16 protein-coding genes are annotated in these 20,630 nt (G+C 40.5%); 2 read left to right on the forward strand and 14 right to left on the reverse strand.

Going from position 1 to position 20,630, the window contains the following annotated elements; translation table 11 throughout:
• Positions 1-622 precede the first annotated feature (622 nt).
• From RVY80_RS07885 to nifJ, 5 genes are all read right to left on the reverse strand, one after another.
• Positions 623-1,111, reverse strand: coding sequence for a pyridoxamine 5'-phosphate oxidase family protein (locus RVY80_RS07885; RefSeq protein ID WP_295190868.1), 489 nt, complete (start codon positions 1,109-1,111; stop codon positions 623-625).
• A 41-nt stretch (positions 1,112-1,152) separates the two neighbouring features.
• Entirely contained in the window at positions 1,153-2,820 is a 1,668-nt protein-coding gene (locus RVY80_RS07890) for a class I SAM-dependent methyltransferase (protein ID WP_317330167.1), read from the reverse strand.
• Between the two features lie 108 nt (positions 2,821-2,928).
• Entirely contained in the window at positions 2,929-3,951 is a 1,023-nt protein-coding gene (locus RVY80_RS07895) for a lyase family protein (protein WP_317330168.1), read from the reverse strand.
• Positions 3,914-4,255: a hypothetical protein gene (locus RVY80_RS07900; RefSeq protein WP_317330169.1), complete on the reverse strand. Its 342-nt coding sequence runs from the start codon at positions 4,253-4,255 to the stop codon at positions 3,914-3,916. Before RVY80_RS07900 ends, RVY80_RS07895 begins: the two co-directional genes overlap by 38 nt.
• A 172-nt stretch (positions 4,256-4,427) precedes the next feature.
• On the reverse strand, positions 4,428-7,964 hold the full coding sequence (gene nifJ / locus RVY80_RS07905; protein WP_317330170.1) for a pyruvate:ferredoxin (flavodoxin) oxidoreductase: 3,537 nt from the start codon (positions 7,962-7,964) through the stop codon (positions 4,428-4,430).
• Between the two features lie 398 nt (positions 7,965-8,362).
• Between nifJ and RVY80_RS07910 the strand changes: the two genes are divergently transcribed.
• A complete protein-coding gene (locus RVY80_RS07910; protein WP_295193453.1) occupies positions 8,363-9,286 on the forward strand; it encodes a LysR family transcriptional regulator in 924 nt (307 codons plus the stop codon).
• Positions 9,286-9,696 carry a hypothetical protein gene (locus tag RVY80_RS07915; protein WP_317330171.1) on the forward strand — a complete coding sequence of 137 codons (411 nt, stop codon included), beginning with the start codon at positions 9,286-9,288 and terminating at the stop codon, positions 9,694-9,696. Before RVY80_RS07910 ends, RVY80_RS07915 begins: the two co-directional genes overlap by 1 nt.
• 56 nt (positions 9,697-9,752) lie before the next feature.
• Here the strand turns inward: RVY80_RS07915 and RVY80_RS07920 are convergent, their stop codons facing one another.
• The 9 genes from RVY80_RS07920 to pyk all read right to left on the reverse strand — a co-directional run bounded on the left by RVY80_RS07920 (position 9,753) and on the right by pyk (position 20,538).
• Positions 9,753-10,931 (reverse strand): MFS transporter, encoded by a 1,179-nt coding sequence (locus tag RVY80_RS07920; RefSeq protein ID WP_317330172.1) that lies wholly within the window; start codon positions 10,929-10,931, stop codon positions 9,753-9,755.
• 711 nt (positions 10,932-11,642) lie between these two features.
• Positions 11,643-13,190, reverse strand: a complete 1,548-nt coding sequence (gene citF / locus RVY80_RS07925) for a citrate lyase subunit alpha (protein WP_317330173.1) — start codon at positions 13,188-13,190, stop codon at positions 11,643-11,645.
• Entirely contained in the window at positions 13,180-14,112 is a 933-nt protein-coding gene (locus RVY80_RS07930) for an aldolase/citrate lyase family protein (RefSeq protein WP_295190894.1), read from the reverse strand. Before RVY80_RS07930 ends, citF begins: the two co-directional genes overlap by 11 nt.
• Positions 14,112-14,381 (reverse strand): citrate lyase acyl carrier protein, encoded by a 270-nt coding sequence (gene citD, locus RVY80_RS07935; RefSeq protein WP_295190897.1) that lies wholly within the window; start codon positions 14,379-14,381, stop codon positions 14,112-14,114. The genes RVY80_RS07930 and citD overlap by 1 nt, the downstream gene beginning before the upstream one ends.
• Positions 14,382-14,543: 162 nt before the next feature.
• The gene (locus RVY80_RS07940) at positions 14,544-14,723 is read right to left on the reverse strand and encodes a hypothetical protein (RefSeq protein WP_295190900.1); all 180 of its coding nucleotides are present in this window, start codon (positions 14,721-14,723) and stop codon (positions 14,544-14,546) included.
• A gap of 379 nt (positions 14,724-15,102) precedes the next feature.
• Complete coding sequence (locus RVY80_RS07945; protein WP_317330174.1) at positions 15,103-16,446, reverse strand: CitMHS family transporter; 1,344 nt, start codon at positions 16,444-16,446, stop codon at positions 15,103-15,105.
• A 290-nt stretch (positions 16,447-16,736) separates the two neighbouring features.
• Positions 16,737-17,648, reverse strand: a complete 912-nt coding sequence (locus RVY80_RS07950; protein WP_317330175.1) for a LysR family transcriptional regulator — start codon at positions 17,646-17,648, stop codon at positions 16,737-16,739.
• A gap of 185 nt (positions 17,649-17,833) precedes the next feature.
• Positions 17,834-18,538, reverse strand: a complete 705-nt coding sequence (locus RVY80_RS07955) for a Bax inhibitor-1/YccA family protein (RefSeq protein WP_295189961.1) — start codon at positions 18,536-18,538, stop codon at positions 17,834-17,836.
• 251 nt (positions 18,539-18,789) lie between these two features.
• Entirely contained in the window at positions 18,790-20,538 is a 1,749-nt protein-coding gene (gene pyk, locus RVY80_RS07960; protein WP_295189964.1) for a pyruvate kinase, read from the reverse strand.
• Positions 20,539-20,630: the final 92 nt, after the last annotated feature.

Consider the following 20,630-nt stretch of genomic DNA (forward strand, 5'->3'; position numbering starts at 1 on the left):
TGGAGCACTTTGATTTCGCATCGATCTTCAAATCTTAAGTGTTGTCCTCTTTCGCGAGGTAGGGTATTAATGGTATTATTTAGGTAGTCCATAGTGATTGCCTCCGGTTAATTTTGTGTCGTGACTTAATTTTACCATTGATGCAATCCTATGGATCTTTTTATTTAGTTTTAGTGTTCAATTTCATTCTACAATTTACGGACACACTCCCACTGCGAATTTGTGCAGAGCACAAAGAGCCACGTCTGTGTCCATAGCTCTAACACACGAATACCCTGAGAGCCGCAGTAACCTCCCATTCCTAGCATCTATCTTTAATTGCACGTTCACAACCGTAGTCCATAGAGCAGTATGAGCGAGCCCACCTCCACACATCCCGTAGAACGTGCCCATTCCGGCCCGCTCTACCCACGTTGCGGAAATCTCATCAACCAACCTACAGAGTACCCCAAGCGGTACAATACACCCGCGTTTCCCCGCCAGTGCCACAAAATTCCTCAAAACCTATGCATACAAAAATTTCCTCTGTATCTTATTTCAATGCGACATTACGCCGAAGGCGTTTAGGAGCGAGAAAAAGATATAGAGAAAATTTTGCCATTGCATTAAATTTGAGAATTTACTATAAATGACCTTTTGCAGTCAATTGATCCACATTAATTTTGATGACAGCCGTTGATTTGTGCGCACTATTAATGTATTTCATGCCTGGCTCCATAAAGTCAGCAGAATATTTATCTAAAAATAGTTTTAGTGCATAGCCCCATTCCTCAGCATCACTAGGAATGATTTCGGCAGTACCTGTGATTATAACACTTTTATATTTCGTACTAAATTTATCTGGCAATGTTTCCACATCAGTGACCACGCTAAATGATACATTTGGATTTGCCATGATGTTATCGATTTTTTGACCCGTTGTGGTGCCATGTACATACACAGCTTTGCCATCATATACATAGCTAATTGGCAAAGAATACGGAACGCCGTCCTTATTTACAGTAGCTAATGTGCCAAATAACGCTTGTTCCATCACCTCTGGGATTAATTCAACAGGTAATTCTCTATCTTTTCTACGCATCATTTCACCTAATAATTTATTACTACTCAAATTTTCTACAGCTAGTACATCCAATTACTAATTGTCATCCTCTATTTATTTTCTAAGAACCCAAATAATTCCATGCGATTCACCAATGCTTTGTAATACTCCTCAGCCATAGCCTCATAGTTTTTCGGATTACCACTGCCATCACCGAATGCAGTTGCAATGATCTCCTTCTTCAACTCCGTCTTGGTTTTTGATTCTTTCAACAATGTCATAAAACTAAGGTCCTCCTCGGTTACATCACCGATGGCCTCGTTGTATGGCGTGCCCGGATACATAAACCCTTTAGCCGCTCCGTTCACCACGGATTTCACGAACGTAACAAAACGCTCAGGCACATAGGATTTGTTATCCACGTATTTCGGTTTTTCCACCTTGGTGAAAGCAAATCGAATGCCCCCACGAATCATATGGTCTAGCACCATTTGATACAAATTCTCCTCATGCATAGCCTCTACCGTTTGGCTTTTGGATTTCATGTCAGCTTTCAAAAGGGCCATAGCCTCCGCCATGGTGAAAGTTTGGTGCCCTTGCATCAACGCATGGAATACAGATTTCACAACTTGATCCTCGAAGGAACCAAGGAATTCTTCCTCAAAGAGGATGTCGTAATAGAACTCATCCATGACAGCTTTCACAAGGTCATTATCCGTTGGAGTAACAGTACTACTAGTCTCATCATCAATGGATATACCATTAAATGTATCGCTAATCGCATAATTAACGCTTTCTACAGCGCTATTTTTACAAATAATGGATTTTCTAAATTGCGTATCCAGAACGAAGTCCACATATTGCTCTAATACCACTTGATTGGCCACACCATCCGCACCGATTTGGCAGACTGAGCCGTTCATCAATTCGCCCGCAACAGGATTCAAGGATACTAATTTTTCAGCTAGCACAATGTCCAAGCGTTTTACCATGGACAATGTTAAATCCGCATCGCACACATAGCTCAAGCCGTGTTCCGCTAAATGGTCAACAAATTGATGGAAATACACAGGGTCATTATTGGGTTCCAAATGATCATGACCTACATAGTAATCATGTTTCTGCACAGTTTGGCGAAGGGCATTTAAGAATTTAGCATTTTTCTTTTGCAAATCATCATAATTGAGAATTTGAGCACCTACCACACTGGCCACGTATTTGCCACGTTTCACCTTATCACCATGGCTGAGCTCAGGGCGAGATTTATTGGCGAACAACATGAGCTGACGCACTTCCTCCATCGTATGCCACCCAGGATACGTATTATAGGATACATAGGCGATGCCATTATCTACTAGATTTTCTGAAATCACGCGGAGCATGGCATCTTTCACATCGTCGTTTACCCAGGAATACGTACCATGAGCGATGATGTAATCAAATTGTCCAAAATCTGCGTCAATATCAAGAATATCCTTTTGCACGAGTTGTACATTATTTAGTCCCATTTCAGCAATGATAGCTTGCCCTTGTTCCACTTGACTCGTAGACAATTCCACGCCTGTGAAAGTCGCCTCAGGATGATACACCGCTTGAGAGATAATATTCCCACCAAAGGTAGACCCTAGCTCCAATACGCGAGCCGTTTTAGCAGGTGGTGGTGTTAATCCCAACAAACGAGCATGGGCTTCTAAATAAGTTGGCGTAGTATAGGGAAACGGTTGGGAGGTGTATCCCAATTCACGGTAAATCTCTTGTTGTTGATCATCTTTGCTCATTATGTCCTCAATTTCTATATTATATCAGGGGTATATCATTCTACTTACTTCAAGTAGTGTCAGGAATATTGCAGAGTTAATTCAAATAGCTTTGCAAGGTCTGTTCAGTTATTTCAAATAGGCTTGGAAATCTCGTTCCAATCGTTCCAAACTAGATTTGATCTGTTCCGTACGTTTTGCAGTTGTTTGTTCTTGTTTCGCCACTTGTGCTTTGCTTTCACGAATCATGCGATCCACCTCAGCTGGTTGTGGACCACCTTTGGTAGCACGGCGTTCTACAATGCGGCGTGGGTTGAGGACCTCTCTAAATTGGCTTTCACTAAGAGGGAAAGTACGAGGAGCCTCAGAAATATCTGCATGGGCAATATCCTCAGCGTAAATTCGTTGAATTTCAGCATATGGGAAATCTGTTGGATGGTAATCGTTGGCACGCGCCACCGTTACCATATCGGAGGCCACGTGATGACCAACGCGGAATGGAATATCGTAATCACGCATCAATGTATCTGCTAATTCTTGAGAGGCTGTCCAATCTAGGTTCAGTTCTTGTTCTGCCCGAACTGGATCGATTTGTAAAGCCTGTAGTACATCATCAAATTGATCTAGCAATTTTGCTGTATCGCGGACCATTTCCACGGTTAATGGACTGCGGGAGTCAATAAGTCCAGGAGTCGTATTATGGGTACAAATAATAGCACCTTGTGCATCACCTACAATAGTAGATGCATCCATACGCGTATTATTCAAAATACCAGGATTACGTTTTTGTGGCATCGCACTGGATACATAGGTATTCTTGCCCCCTTCTTGTAAGAGAATCCGTGGATGTGGTTGCGCATATTGAGTCATCAAATCCTCAATAAAATTGCCCACACGAATAGCAATCGGTGTTACCACACCAGCCGCCTCTACAGGGTATTCTAATGTATACAGTTGCGTTGCATCATAGGAGTTGTCAAAAACACTATCAAATCCTAAGTAACTCGCCATGCGTTCACGATTGAGTGACCAACCTGTACCATTTAATACCATGGATCCCATAGGGCTGCGATTAATATGGTCATACATATGATCAATGCGTTCATAATCACGTTCAAATCCTGTCGCAAAGGCCTGTAAATAAATTACCATTATGAATAACTGTTTGCAACGCCTTCGCAAAATCAGCACTATATTTCTTGTCTAATAAACCTTCATCAGTGTTGATAATGATAGATGCCTTATTGATTTGTCCTAACCAATAGAAATTATCGTGCTTCTTGGAGAGATCTTTCTTTGTGTCTTCACTCATTCTTTGTACCCCCTGTTGGATCGTTGATTTAGTAACTTGAGATGTTGTTGCTACCACTGCATCAGCTGCGAAACTCCGTGGCGCCCCTGCAAATGAAGTTGTTACGAGTAATGTTATAAGACCTAACAAATATTTACGTTTCATAAACCTCTCCTACTCTATATACACATCCTAAATCATACATTCTAAGCATTATACGTTTATTATACCAAAAAAGGTGCCCTCTTTCGAGGACACCTTTTCTATTAGAACGTATCTAATTCGTAGATATCACTAGAGAGTTGTTGCCAACTCACCTAGCCTATATTTAGTTGAATTATTTTACGTCTTCAAAACCTTTTTGTAAGCGTACATAGCTTAAGCGACGTTCTTTAGCATCTTGTTCTGTTTTAGCGAACAATTCTTCAGCAACATCTGGAGCTGCTTTAGTTAAGGATGCGTAACGTACTTCGCCTTTCAAGAAGTCTTGGAAGGATTCAGTTGGTTCTTTGGAATCCAAGGAGAATGGATTTTTACCTTGTTCTTTAAGAGCAGGGTTGTATCTGTAAAGATCCCAGTAACCAGCTGCAACTGCTTTGCGTTGTTCTTCTTGAGCTTTACCCATACCAGCTTTAATACCATGGTTGATACATGGGCTGTAAGCGATGATCAAGGAAGGACCTGGATAAGCTTCTGCTTCTGTGATAGCTTTCATCATTTGGTTTTTATCTGCACCCATAGCGATTTGAGCTACGTATACATAACCATAGGACATTGCCATCATGCCAAGGTCTTTTTTCTTAGTACGTTTACCAGAAGCTGCGAATTGAGCAACTGCTGCTACGTTTGTAGATTTAGACGCTTGACCACCAGTGTTGGAGTATACTTCAGTATCGAATACGAAAATGTTAACGTCTTCGCCAGAAGCTAATACATGGTCAACACCGCCGAAGCCGATATCGTATGCCCAACCGTCACCACCGAAGATCCAGTGGGAACGTTTAACCAAGTATTGTTTTTTAGCAACGATTTCTTGAAGTTCAGGAGTTGTAGCACCTTCAGCTTCGATTGCTGCTAACAAACGATTTACACGGTCACGAGAACCAGCACCTTGTTGAGCTTTTTCTGCCCAATCTTCAAGAGCTGCTTTCAATTCGCCAGTTGCAGTAGCTGCAGCTGCTACAGCAGTTGCCACTAATTGCTCACGAACTTTTTTAGTACCGATGTACATACCATAGCCGTATTCAGCATTATCTTCGAACAAGGAGTTTGCCCAAGAAGGACCTTGACCTTGTTGGTTAGTTGTGTATGGAGAAGCTGGCATGGAAGCACCCCAGATAGAGGAACAACCAGTAGCATTCGCAATCATCATACGATCGCCGAACAATTGAGTAATCAATTTAGCGTAAGGAGTTTCACCACAACCTGCGCAAGCGCCGGAGAATTCGAATAATGGTTTTTCAAATTGGGAACCTTTAACTGTGTCTTTTTTCATTGGGTTAGCTTTTGTAGGAAGAGCTACACCATATGCCCATGCTTCTGCTTGTTCGATTTCGCTGTCGATGGAAGTCATTACGATAGCTTTACCTTTAGGGGATGGACAAATGTCAACACAGTTACCGCAACCTAAGCAGTCCAATGGGGATACTGCGATGCGGAATTTAAGATCTTTAGCACCAAGTGCATCGATAGTGTCGAAGTGTGCAGGAGCTGCTGCTACTTCTTCTTCTGTCGCTAAGATAGGACGAATTGTAGCATGTGGACACACGATGGAACATTGGTTACATTGGATACAGTTTTCAGGCAACCATTTTGGAACGAATAATGCAGCACCGCGTTTTTCGTAAGCTGCAGTACCTGCAGGTAATGTACCATCTTCGTAACCTTCAAATGTGGATACAGGTAAATCATAACCAGCTTGTGCATTGATTGGTTGTGCAATATTTTGTACGAAAGATGGGCAAGTTTCGCAACCAGGTTTAGTTGCTTTAGTACCTTCTTCTACAGCATTTTTCCAGTCTGCAGGAACGTCAACTTTTACAAGTGCATCAACACCAGCGTCGATAGCAGCATTGTTCATGTCAACGATATTTTGACCTTTTTTACCATAAGAAGTTACTACGGAATCTTTCAAGTATTTGATTGCTTCATCAACAGGGATGATTTCAGTCAATTTGAAGAATGCAGCTTGAGTTACCATGTTGATACGACCGCCCAAACCGATTTCGGAAGCGATTTTCGCAGCATTGATGATGTAGAAATTCAATTCTTTTTCAGCAATTTCGCGACGTAATTTAGCAGGTAAATGTTCTGTCAATTCTTCTGGAGTCCAAGTACAGTTCAATAAGAATGTACCACCTTTTCTGATACCACGAATCAAATCGTAGTCATGTACATAGGATTGACGATGACATGCAACGAATTGAGGTTCAGTAATCAAGTAAGGTAAGTTGATTGGGTTTTTACCAAAACGAAGGTGAGACATTGTTACGCCACCAGATTTTTTGGAGTCATAATCGAAGTATGCTTGTGCATACAAATCAGTGTGGTCACCGATGATTTTGATAGCAGATTTGTTCGCACCAACAGTACCGTCAGAACCGAAGCCCCAGAATTTACATTCGGATAGGCCTTCAGTATTAACGTCTACACCTTGAGCGCGTTCCAAGGATAAGAATGTAACATCATCATTGATACCCAATGTGAAGAATTTTTTACCGCTTTCAGAAGCCAAGTTATCAAATACTGCAACAACATCTGCAGGGATGATATCTTTGGAGGACAAGCCATAACGACCAGCGATAACTTTTACATTCAAACCACCGTCAACAACTGCTGCTTGAACGTCTAAGAACAATGGTTCAGCTAATGCGCCTGGTTCTTTTGTACGGTCAAGAACTGCAATGCGTTCAACAGTTTTAGGAAGTGCTTTTAACAAACGATCAGTAGCAAATGGGCGGAACAAATGAACGTTGATGAAACCAACTTTGCGACCCAATTTGTTTAAGTAATCAACAGTAGATTCTACTACTTGTGCGGAAGAACCCATAGTTACGATTACGTCAGTAGCATCAGGAGCACCGATGTAATTGAACAATTGGTAGTTAGTACCAGCCAATTTGTTAACTTCGCCCATGTAATGTTCTACAACGTCTGGAAGAGCTAAGTAGAATTTGTTGGATGCTTCACGATGTTGGAAGTAAACGTCAGGGTTTTCTGCAGTACCACGAGTTACAGGAGCATCTGGATTCAATGCACGTTCACGGAACGCTTGAACTGCTTCCATATCTACTAATGGTTTTAAATCTTCATAATCCCAAATTTGAATTTTTTGAATTTCGTGGGAAGTACGGAAACCGTCGAAGAAGTTGATGAAAGGTACACGAGTTTTGATAGCTGTTAAATGTGCTACTGCGCTCAAGTCCATAACTTCTTGTACGGAAGATTCAGCTAACATAGCACAGCCAGTTGCACGAGCAGCCATAACGTCTTGGTGGTCACCGAAGATCGCCAAAGCATGTGCAGCTAATGCACGAGCAGCAACTTGGAATACACCTGGAAGTAATTCACCAGCTACTTTGTACAAGTTAGGAATCATCAATAACAGACCTTGGGAAGATGTGAAAGTAGTTGTTAAAGCGCCTGCTTGTAAGGAACCGTGAACTGCGGCAGCAGCAGCAGCTTCAGATTGCATTTCTACAACTTGAACTGTGTTACCGAAGATGTTTTTACGACCAGATGCAGACCATTCGTCAACGTGTTCTGGCATTGGAGAAGATGGAGTGATTGGGTAAATCGCTGCCACTTCTGTAAAACCATAAGATACGTGAGCAGCCGCTTGGTTGCCGTCCATAGTTTTAAATTTACGACTCATGTGATTATTGCCTCCTTAAACATAAAGCAAAATAAAGTACACTTGCTTAACCTATTATAATGTATAGGAATAATAACCATTACAAACTTGCGCACATCGCAAAATAATGCAATAATATATATGTTATATATTATTAGCATTATATTGTTTTGTGCTAGTTTAATGGAGCACAACCTATAATTCCTAATATCATAACTTGATACAGCCTTGTACCTTAATTATAAACTTTCAAGGCCTGTAGTTGCAATACAAACAAGGGTCGAAGCCTTGCCAATTCCGCGACTTATGATTTACATTTAATCATGGTTAATTGCAATTAAGTAATGCTAAGTAATATTGGTTCTCATTTATGCGTTCAGATTACTTATAACCCGTAGTTATGTTTCAGGGGGTGTCCTATGGATTTTCACCATTTAAAATATTTTGTTGAAGTTGCTGACCAAAAGAGTTTCAGTAAAGCCGCTCGCAACTTACACATTTCACAATCAGCCATCAGCCGTACTATTAAAGCCTTAGAAGACGAACTAGGGGTAGTGCTCTTTATGCGTAATGCTAAATCTGTGGAATTGACTGATGGTGGTACCATTTTCCTTACTCATGCTAAACGTGTAGTATTCATGTTCGAACACTTAAAAACTGATTTTGAAAATGAATTTAGATTAGAGCAAGGTTCTATCAGAATTGGTATTCCTCCAATCACTGATGCACCAATTTTTGCGCAGCTATTAGGTGAGTTCAAAAAGGTATATCCTCAAATTGAATTAGAATTATACGAGCAAGGCTCCAAGAAGGTTGAAATTAGTGTCCAAGAAGGTTTGATTGATATTGGTATCATTTGTACAAGACCAAATCCAAAAGAATTCGAATTTTTCTATCTTACTAGCGATCCTTTAGCTGTAATCTTGCCAAAGAGTAGTTCTCTAGCAAAAGAAAAAGAATTAAGACTAGAACAACTTTCAGAAGAAGCCTTTGTATTACACAAGGATGATTTCAATTTACATGATGAAATCATTAAGGCTTGCAAACATGCTGGGTTCCAACCTCATATCGTATTTGAGACGAGCCAACGCGATTTGATGTTACAAACTGTATCTGCTGATTTGGCTATCGCTATGTTACCAAGTCGTCTCTGTCCTACTGAAGGAGAGAATACTGAAGTAGGTTCCAAAGTTGTAGTACGTCCACTCGTTCCAGAAATTACACATACATTGTATGTTATCTGGAAAAAAGGTCACTACCTCTCCCACGCTTCTCGTTTATGGCTTGATTTTGTTAATTCTAAATTACCATTACCTGGTTTCCATCCTGAGGAACAAAACTAATGATTCAAAACAACGGGCTCGCATCAAAATTGCGGGCCCTTTTGAAAGCAAAAATGACACCGCTCTGGATTGCTATATTAATCCTTGCCGGCGTCGTCATATATCAACAAGTGATGATAGTGGCTTTGCTAGATCAACATGCGCTAGACCATGACACGAGTGATGTATACAGTTATGAAAGTCGCATTACCAATCTCGAAGGTCGTAGCAACATGCACGGTAGCATGATTGATGATATTAATAAACAAATCTTCTATCTTCGCTCGGACAGTGCCAAATTCGACTGGGAAATTAAACAACTGCAATGGCAATTCCCAGACCTTCAAGTCAAACCACCAGCCGCCAAGGTTAATCATGAGTTAGACTTTGATGCTAATCCGGGCAAAGTACCGGATGTAAAAAAACTCTAAAACTATAAAAGGGTATTAGCTTACGATGACATACATCTAAGGCTAACACCCTTTTTCTATTTTAATTTAAACGCTACCCAGATAGCAGCCACAATGAACAACAGACCTGATGCCCAGAACAATGTGGTAAACCCTAAAAGAGCCATCAGATTCGATCCACAAACAGCACCGATAAAATAGCCAAAGAATTGACATGACTGATTGTAGGCAAATACCTGGCCTGACAATGCTTTATCAATTTTTGATGCCAAAAACGTATTCAACGCCGGCAACATGCCGCCAAGGCCTAAACCTTGCAAGAATCGAACGGCTGCCAATTGATACACATCGGTTACATAAGCTTGAGGAATATTTAATACCCCCACATAAATCAAACTCGTGATTAAAACCTTTCGAGCCCCAATACGATCAACTAATCCGCCTATGGGAGAACTACTTACTAATTGCGCTAGGCCCATCATAGAAAAAACAGCCCCGGCAATAAATCCAAGGTTTTCCGTTTCTGGTGGTACAATGCCCTTAATATATACCGCAATAATTGGTTGCAGGGACATAATACAAATGGCATAAATAAAAGACGTAATACACAATGCCACTATGGCATCAAACTCTGGTAAGGCCACTTTCAACTGTTTAAAAGTTAATGTCACCTTATCCTTATTAGGAACATAGTTTTCATGTATAAATAAATATGACAAAATAAATGCAATGAGCATCAAACAGCCTACAAGAATAAAATCATTACGGATACCAATTTCATCCGCAATATAGCCCCCTATTAATGGACCTACCAAACTACCACTTAATTGGGCTGAAGCAAGCAATCCCAATGCCCATCCCGTATGATCCAATGGCGTTTCCGCAGCAATTAACGTAATACATGCTGTATAAAAGCCACTTACTAACCCTTGAATCAAACGCATAAATACAACACCTTCTGGGGTATGTTGAAAAGCAATGATAAAATTACATATAGCCATACCAAAGCTTGATCGAATCAACGTAATCTTTCGGCCATGCTTATCAGCCATCCGCCCCCAAAATGGAGCCGACAAACAAACCACCAAATAAGTAACACCCGTGGCCAAGCCAGCCCAACGAGCTAACTCCTCTGCAGACTCTACACCCATCTCATGAAAATATAATGGTAAGATTGGTGATAATTGACTCACCCCAAAGGATGTACAAAACGTACACAAGAAGGATATGTATACCGTACGTTTCCAATCCTCCAAAACAAGCCCTCCTCTTGCCTCATACTACTAACTACTTAAGCCCAGCAATTCCATCATTTTACATTCTATAAGTATAATTATACACGAAATAAATAAACACCGCTATTGTAGAACTGAGTCAATGACCCGTTTAGGGCCGAGGCACACTAACCTATCAGCACTATAGCAGAAGCTAACCCAATGGCTAGCTTCGCTAGCCGAGGGCACCGTACCAAAATAGCGCTATCGTCGAACTGAGCCTATGACCCGTCTAGGGTCGAGGCATGCACGATAGATAATGCGACCGCAGGGAGCGAAGTACACCTACAATCCTTTGCCGTAAATATCGTCAGTGTCCCGTTCAATACGAAATGGTTCACGGTGGGGCCCATGTCCCCTTTGGGGACGAGGCCCCGCCTAGAACCATTTCACCCACCTAGAGTGCGACTCGTAGAATACCGCGCGCTACCGTTCATGGCGTCGTGCGTAAACCGTGAACCCCCTATCAGCGCGTCACCGCAAAACACCTCGGAGATAACCCAGAATTGCCTTAACTCCCCCTAGCCGTACATTACATCCAATACCAAAACACCCCGTGTTCCGGGGCTTGGCGAACTTTACACTTCAGTGTAGAGAGCCAAATCCGGAGCACGGGGTGTTTGTATCAGCACTCACCCAACGGGGAGTTAAGCAATTCTAGCGTTATCGCAGATACCGTATTGCCGTTACACCTTATAAAGGTTTACGAACAACGTCCAAAATAGTACCATCGCGGTATTCAACGATAGCCACGATATCTTCGTCTTTGTCGGACACAGGAATATCTTGTGGTGTACCTACAAGATCATATGCCATTTGTTGCAATTCTTGAATTGTGTAAATTGGCAAGTTGCTGTCTGCAAATTTTTCAACCAAGTCTTGACGAGCTGGATTGATAGCGATACCGTATTCAGTTACCAATACGTCAACGGAAGTACCAGGAGTGATTACTGTGGATACTTTGTCACGAATCATTGGCAAACGACCACGAATCAATGGGCAAGTGATAACTGTGCATTTTGCACCAGCTGCTGTATCGGAGTGACCGCCAGAAGCGCCCATCAATACACCATTGGAGTCAGTCATAACGTTTACGTTGAAGTCAACGTCGATTTCAGTAGCGCCCAAGAAAACTACGTCTAAGTAGTTAGTTGTGCAATCTGTCCAAGGGTTCGCGTACATAGAAGCGCTCATTTCGATATGTGCAGGGTTAGCATGCAAGGATGCTGCTGCAGTAGTGTCGAATGTTTGAGTGTCATAGATAGCTTTAATCAAGCCTTCTTCAAGCATACCGCTAAGAACACCTGTAGCACCACCAATAGCAAAACCAGCAGTTTCACCACGTTTGCGAAGTTTTTCAGCGATGAATTTAGCCACAGTCAATGGAGCACCACCAGCACCTAATTGGAATACAAAGCCTTCACGAATGATATCCGCTTGATCCAAAAATTCGCCAGCTAATTCAGCGATTTTAATTTGAATAGGGTTTTTAGTGAAACCAACAGCACCGGATGCAATACCAGCTGGATCACCAATTTCATCAACTACAACTACGTAGTCTACATCAGTTTGAGGAACGGAGTATGGATATACATAGTCAACCAAGTTATCAGTGATAACTACAGTTTTATCAGCATATTTTGCATCAACCATAGCATAACCCATAGCACCACATGCAGATTTACCCATCATACCTGTGCAGTTACCACGAGGATCTGCAGTAGAAGCACCCATGAATGCTACATCGATATGAACTTCGCCACATTCAATAGCACGAGCACGACCACCATGAGAACGAATCACTACAGGGCGTTTTAACACGCCAGGATTTTGTGTCAAGAATTTACCCAAACGATCACGAAGACCAGATGTTTCAATAGCTGTTACAGTACCATCTTGGATCATTTCAACCAAAAATTCATGACATGGGGACAAGGAACTGGAAGCGATTGTGATATCTTTGATACCTTTTGCTTGGATACGTTCCATAACCATTTTCATAACATAATCGCCATTGCGGAAATGATGGTGGAAAGATAATGTCATACCATCTTTTACGCCTGCTTTTTCGATTGCTTCATCGATGGAAGCCAAGATTTTATTGTCACCAACACGAGTTGTGTGAACTGGTTTACCTGCACGGGATGCTTTTGCTTCAATAGCAAATTCACCTTGGTATACTTCACGACCTTCTAATGCTGGAATATTTGTTGGAATATCGCACCCTACTTTATTTAACATCGTATTCTGCTCCTTCCTCTAATTCAACTTTAATACCTGCTGCACGAGCTTTATCAACAACACGTTGTGCACGAACTACGATAGGACCGTCAATCATTTTACCGTCTACACTAATAACGCCTTTGTTGTTGCGCAATGCGTCAGCATAGCTGTTCAATACTTTCACAGAGTGAGCAATTTCTTTTTCATCTGGTGTGAAGATTTCATGTACCATTTTAATTTGGCTAGGGTGAATACAAGACTTACCATCGAAACCAAGGGATTTTATGAAAGCTACTTCTTCCTTGAATCCTTCTGGATCTTTTACGTCGGAGAATACTGTATCTACGCAACGGATACCAGCTTCACGAGCTGCATGAAGAATAGTTTGACGAGCAAACAACAGTTCTACAGCTGGTTTGGATTTACCCGTACGGATGTCTGCACGATAGTCTTCGGCACCAAGAGCGATACCAACTACGCGAGGGCCAGCACAAATTTCACGAACGTTGTACAAACCTTTAACGGATTCGATAGCAACGATAATATTGATTGTACCTTCTTCCCAACCATTAGCTTTTTCTACTTCTTCAATTTTTTTTGCTACGATTTCAACTTCGGATACGTCTTCAGTTTTAGGTAAACGAATCAAATCAGGTTTTGCAGGAATAATAACATCCATATCATCATAACCAAATGGTGTTTGAGTTGGATGGTTAATACGAACTACTGTCTCTGCTCTGAAAGTGCGGGATTTCAAAGCTTCTGCTGTCAATAGACGAGCTGTATCTTTTTCAGTGATAGCTACGGAGTCTTCGATATCGAACATGATACTATCAGAACCGTGGATATCAGCACTGTTGATCATTTTAGGAGTATTGCCTGGTACGAACATCATAGAACGAGACAAACGTTTTTTAGCTGCTTCAGTTAATGCACTCATTATGCTTTACTCCCCCTTTCCAAGGCACCCAATACGCGGGCTTTAATTGTGTAGTCCCAAGCATTTTTGTCGGCTACAGTTAATTTAACACCATCGAACCCAGATTCTTTTACTGTGTTCAAAATCAATTCTCTGATTTGTTCGCCGTATTGACGCATAACTTTGGAAGTCAATTCAAGTTCGATGCCGCTAGCAATCGGTTCAACCGTTACTAATGCATCATTTTTTTCGTCGAAGCCAGCTTGCGCAGCTTTCACTAATTTAGCCATGTTGCATCCTTTCATACATACTAAAATAATAATGATTCAACTAATTATAAATGCAATAGGTAGTAAATGAATCAGCCAACAGATATCAGCAATTATTTACTACCTATTATAAGTAATTTGATCCTATGAAAGTCATTAAATGACACTCAGAAAACCAATTTCTTAACTCACAAAATTTGGCTCTGCATCTATATTTCTATTATACTGTGTTTCCCTATTCAAGAAAAATAGAACGCATTTATAGGTGGTCATAAAAACTTTTATTACCACAAGCCAAAGAATTCGGGTCATTTCATCCCCATCCATCTCAACTAATGGTGTTGTCATTTTAATTTTACTCATACGAAACCTCACTCTTTCTCTTAGGTATCCAAATTCACAAAAATAATATGATACCTTATCAAATAAGCTCCATTACATTCACATATATCATATTTAATATGATTTTAGTTTATCACCGTAACAAAACTTTCACCAATACAAATAAACTGAATAATCCATAAGCAAGATTTATAGCTCATCTGAAAGCCACCCAATAAACCTAAAAAGTACATAATTGCTCTATGATATAGAGAATAAATGGTTCAAAAAAACTGCCCTTAGAAAATTCTAAGAGCAGTTTTTGTATGTTACTATATAATCTTAGTCTTCATCATATAACAATATATACTATGAAGTCTAATCAGCTATGCTATCCTAACATTCACTGATGTAGTTTTAATTAGATTGTGAATAAACCTAACATTGCACCAGTTGCTAAGGAAATTAAGGACAAGATGAATAATCTTGGAGCACAGAATTTCAACATATCTTTGATTTCTACGCCAGCCAAACCACAAGCCAAGAATGTAGTTGCAGCATGAGGAGTTACCAATACGCCGTAGTTTTTAGAAATCAACATTGCCATAGCCATGTTATGACCATCAACACCGAAGTTTTCACCTACGCTAATAGCCAATGGTAATAAACCAAAGAAGTAGGAGTCAGTACCTAACAACATACCGATTGGCACACCAAGGATACCAAATACAGTTTGTAAATGACCACCGATAGCTTCTGGTACTAAACCAATTAGCAAAGTAGCCATGGATTCCATCATTTTTGTACCACTCAATACGCCCAAGAATACACCAGATGCCAACAAGATCATAGGCATTGTTAACGCTGTATCAGCATGCATTTTGATAGCTTTGGATTGCGCTTTTGCACCAGGGAAGTTGATGATCAACGCCAATGCCAAACCTAACATGAACGCACCGTACAAAGGAATTTTAGTGAAGCAAAGAAGACCAATTACACCAAGAGTGATGATCAAGTTAACCCAGATCAATTTAGGCCGTTTCATTTCATCGAAATCAGCTTGGGATGGACCAATGTTGTCACCTTCATCAATAGTACTATCAAGAAGAGCTGCTTCGCCTGTTGGATTAAGACCCGCGCCACGGCGTTTTTCTACCATACCCATGTAACCAGCAAATACTACTAGAATTACTAAACCTATACCTTGTAATGGAATTAATTCTTGCCATAAAGCATTAACGTCAGCGTTCAATACAACGCCTGTACGCGCTACTGGGCCACCCCATGGTACCAAGTTCATAATACTCATAGCCGCGCCGATGATTACCAATAATGTAACTGGACGGATATGCAATTTTTTATAAACAGGTAACATAGCAGGGATAGTAATAAGCAAGGTAGAAGCCAACGCACCATCCATGTGAGCGATAACGGCGATCAAGGAAGTAGCTATTGTAACAGCCATAATGTTATTACCAGCTTTTTTAGCCAACCAGTTTACCATAGGATCGAACAACCCTACATCGCCCATCAAGGAGAAGAATACGATAGAGAAAATGAACAATACTGCTGTGGACCAAGTTTTAGAAACACCTACTTTGATGAATTCAAAAATATCTTGAGGCCCGAAGCCAACAATAACTGCTGCAATAATAGGAACAATAACGAAAATAGGAACTGGGTTAGTTTTTGATTGAATCAACGCCCATACGATGGTTGCAATCATCAAAATCCCCATTACGCCGAGAAGAACTTCACCATGCATAAAAAAACCTCCAAAATTAAAAAATACCTAAAAAATAAAACAAGTAATAACTAATATTGCCATAAAGGCATACCATTTACAATTAATTAAAAATCATATTTGGTATGTTTTTATTATATATACTTTACAGATTTAATCCCAATGAAGCTTTTTTATAGGGGGGGATAAATAAAATATTTAAAAGGGTGCTTTTATAGTATCACTGTATCTATAAGACAAAGTGATGACGTCACTATATTAAAATATAATATAATGCTTACAACAGAATATATAGTTCTATCCCGTATATTCTATTCCGAGTATTCTTCAAAAATACTAGGATCCACTATATTATGCTCTGCATAGTAATCCAACACATAATCAACAAAGGTTTTTACTACAACCAGATTAATAGCTTCTTCATTGTAAATCAAATTAGTTTCTCTTGTTACCAGATTCCCAGCTTTATCACGAATTGGACTTACAAAAATATCCTTATCTTTACATGAACCAAGCCCCATATAGGTTAAAATAGACCAACCAAGGCCTTCACGAACAAAGTGGCGACAAGTAACCATAGAGTTCACATCCATAGCTACGGCCGGTTCTTTTTCAAGATGCTCTGTACACCACGTTTCAATGACGCCAGACACAGTTCCATCCGTATCATATCGAATAAATGGTACTTTTAGTAATTCTTTATGCGGTACCAAATCCTTATATACTAAGCAATACGGTTCATCCAACAAGCGAATTGTTTTACCTGTAGACATATGCCCACCACGAGCGAAAGCAATCACACATTCTCCCGTGTTAAACATCTTTACAACTTGCTGGCTAAAGGCAGTTTTCACTTGAATATTAATGTCTGGGTATAGCTCTCTAAATCGGCTCAACAGCTTTGGCAGCTCATAGTCAGCAAAATTAATAGAAGATGCAATTTTTAACGTTCCTTGTATCTTACCAGATATAGCATTTAACGCTTCACTTAGTTTTTCTTGCTCTTGTACCATGCGTTTACAGTAGTCATGATATATTTCACCTTGTGGAGTTAAAATAATCCCCTCTGCTGTACGTAATAACAATGCGTTTCCTAGTGCAGCCTCCATTTGGCGTATACGATAGCTCAATGCAGGTTGGGAGATAAATAATTTTTCTGCCGCCTTAGTCATATTGCCTTCTTCAACAACAGTAATAAAGGTTTCCCATTCTCTGTTATCCATACGGTCTCCTTTCTGTTCGATGATACATATCTAACAAGCTATCTATCAGCAAACCATGTATAAAATCATCATATTAGATCAATAAGAATAATACATAAACTAAGCTCTTACGAGCTAAATGATAAAAGAGGGAGCCTCAGCCCCCTCTACATTCTCATTAAATATTAAGTTCCTTTAGGGTCAAATTATTTTCTACCGAAAATACGCATGAACGATAAGAACAAGTTAATGAAATCTAGATACAAACTTAAAGCCCCAATTAACTCAACACGTTCCAATACGCTTTCATCCTCAGTCAAGGCCACTGCCGTAATATTTTGCTTGATACGATTTACGTCAACAGCAGTAAAGATGGAAAATACTAAAACCCCTAAATAGCCAAGAACCAAATTCCAAGTGCTACTAATATTAAAGAACATCATTGCCAAGGATACCAATACCATAGCCACCACAGCAGCTAATAAATATGGATAAAAACCAGACAAATTACATTTTACAGCCTTGCCCACAATAGCAAAGGCCACAAAAAATGCAAGCGTTCCTATGAAAGCAGGCAGTGCTGCATTCAGCCCATAGGCTAACACAATAACCATCATGGTCAAACCATTCAACATGCTATACAAGAAGAACATCGCTTTCAATGCTGTTGTACTTGCAGTCATGGCTCTCATACTGAATAAGAAAACCACACCGATTTCAACAAAAGCAATAATCTTATAATTATTTACTGCCAATCGCATCCAGTCGGAGTTAAACAATAACGCCACACCCGTTAGCATTGTGGTAACAAGGCCCCATACCATCCACAACATAGAGTTGCGCAATTTCTGGGAAACAATCCCCTCCACCAAAGCAACATCAGCTTCGCTATACACATGATTTGGATTCATACATCCTCCTATATTTAACTGAGATATACTTTTATATTTAATAGATATATTATACTAAAAATCAAGAAAAATAGCTATACCCCACTAATATATATGGGAATTCCTCACAATTTAGAACTTTTTTGGGGTGGGATTAATTTAGCACTTCTGCGCTCGTCAGGGGCATATAGAAAATTTCAGCTTCAGCTCTAAGAAGCAAAGCTGAAGCTGAAATTTTCCATATGTCCCGTACGAGCCCCCAAGGCTCTAAATTACCGAGCGTTTGCTATACCTTCGAATACTTTACCGCGCTCCCCGTCAATGGTAATTTCGCAACCATCAACAAGCACCGTTTGCGCATCCTTCGCCCCCAAAATAACAGGAATACCATACGTAATCCCCGCAATAGCACCATCACTAGTAAAGCCATCCTCTACGGAGATAATACCGCTCGCACGTTTTGCCAATTCCATTAATTCAGGTTCCATAGTACCTACTACCAAGATATCGCCATCTTGGAACCCTTCGTGGCTTTCACCATGTTTGGATACAATATAGGCACGACCAGTAGCAGATTTACGAAGTACACCATTACCAGAAAGCAATACCTTGCCAGCAATGTGTACACGAATCATATTCGTAGTCCCTGTGGAACCAGATGGCACACCAGCTGTTACGACAACTAAGTCGCCAGATTGGATGGCACCTTCCCCCAAGGATACGTTAATGGCTTGTTTTACCATGTCATCGGAGTTCTCGAAGGAACGACCTTTGATGGCTTGTACACCCCAGAACAACTGCATGCGTCGAATGGTAGCATCATGTGGAGTGATAGCTACTACATTACAACTTGGACGATGACGAGCCACGCTGATTGCTGTATGACCAGATTCTGTACAGGTCAAGATAGCAGATGCCTCTAAATTATCGGCTACATGAACACCCGCCAAGCATACGGAGTCCGTTGTGGAGAGTTCAGTATTATCAATAGCACGGCTACGATTATCATAAATTGCTGCTTTTTCCGTTACCTCTGCAATGCGAGTCATAGTGGTAACCGCCTCAACTGGATATTTACCGTTTGCCGTTTCACCGCTCAACATGATAGCATCTGTACCATCAAGGATAGCATTAGCCACGTCACTAGCCTCAGCGCGTGTAGGACGAAGATTTTGAATCATGGACTCTAGCATTTGTGTAGCTGTAATAACGGGTTTGCCCGCACGATTACATTTTTCAATCATCAATTTTTGGAGCACTGGCACTTCTTCGGCAGGAATTTCTACACCAAGATCACCACGAGCTACCATCAAACCGTCAGACATTTTCAAAATTTCATCGAGATTTTTAATACCTTCTGCATTTTCAATTTTGGAAATGATTTTAATATCTTTGCCTTCGGACTCCAAAATACGGCGGATAGCCACTACGTCTTCACCACGTTGCATAAAGGATGCGGCTACGAAATCTACACCTTGAGCACAACCAAAACGAAGATCATCTTCATCTTTGTCGGATACTGGTGGTAAGCTCAACGCTACACCAGGTACAGCTACACGTTTACGGTCTCCGATTTCGCCAGTATTCACAACGGTAGTTACAATTTCGTCACCATTCACTTGTTTAATATCCAGTGTCACAAGACCGTCAGCAAGTAAAATTTTATCGCCTACAGACACATCTTTTGGCAACCCTGCGTGGTTAACAGAACTGATTTCCTTTGTACCTTTGATATTCTTCGTAGTCAACGTAAATGTTTGACCCGCTTCGAGCACGACTTTACCAGCTTCAAACAAGCCTAAACGCACTTCTGGCCCTTTTGTATCAAGCATCAAGGCAATTGGTTTATTAACAATCATCGCCGCATCACGAACCATTTGCATACGTTCCGCTTGCTCCTCATGAGAACCATGAGAAAAATTGAAACGAGCCACGTTCATGCCAGCGTTCATCATAGATTCTAAAATACCTGGTTTATCCGTCCCAGGACCAACGGTACACACGATTTTTGTACGTTTCATTATGTATCCTCTTATCTCTATTACTTATGAACTTTATTATATTCTCATTTTATCATTTATAGGCAATTTTTACTTCTCTTAGTGAAAGTTTT

It is taken from the genome of Veillonella absiana, from assembly GCF_032970865.1.
Lineage (GTDB): Bacteria > Bacillota > Negativicutes > Veillonellales > Veillonellaceae > Veillonella > Veillonella absiana.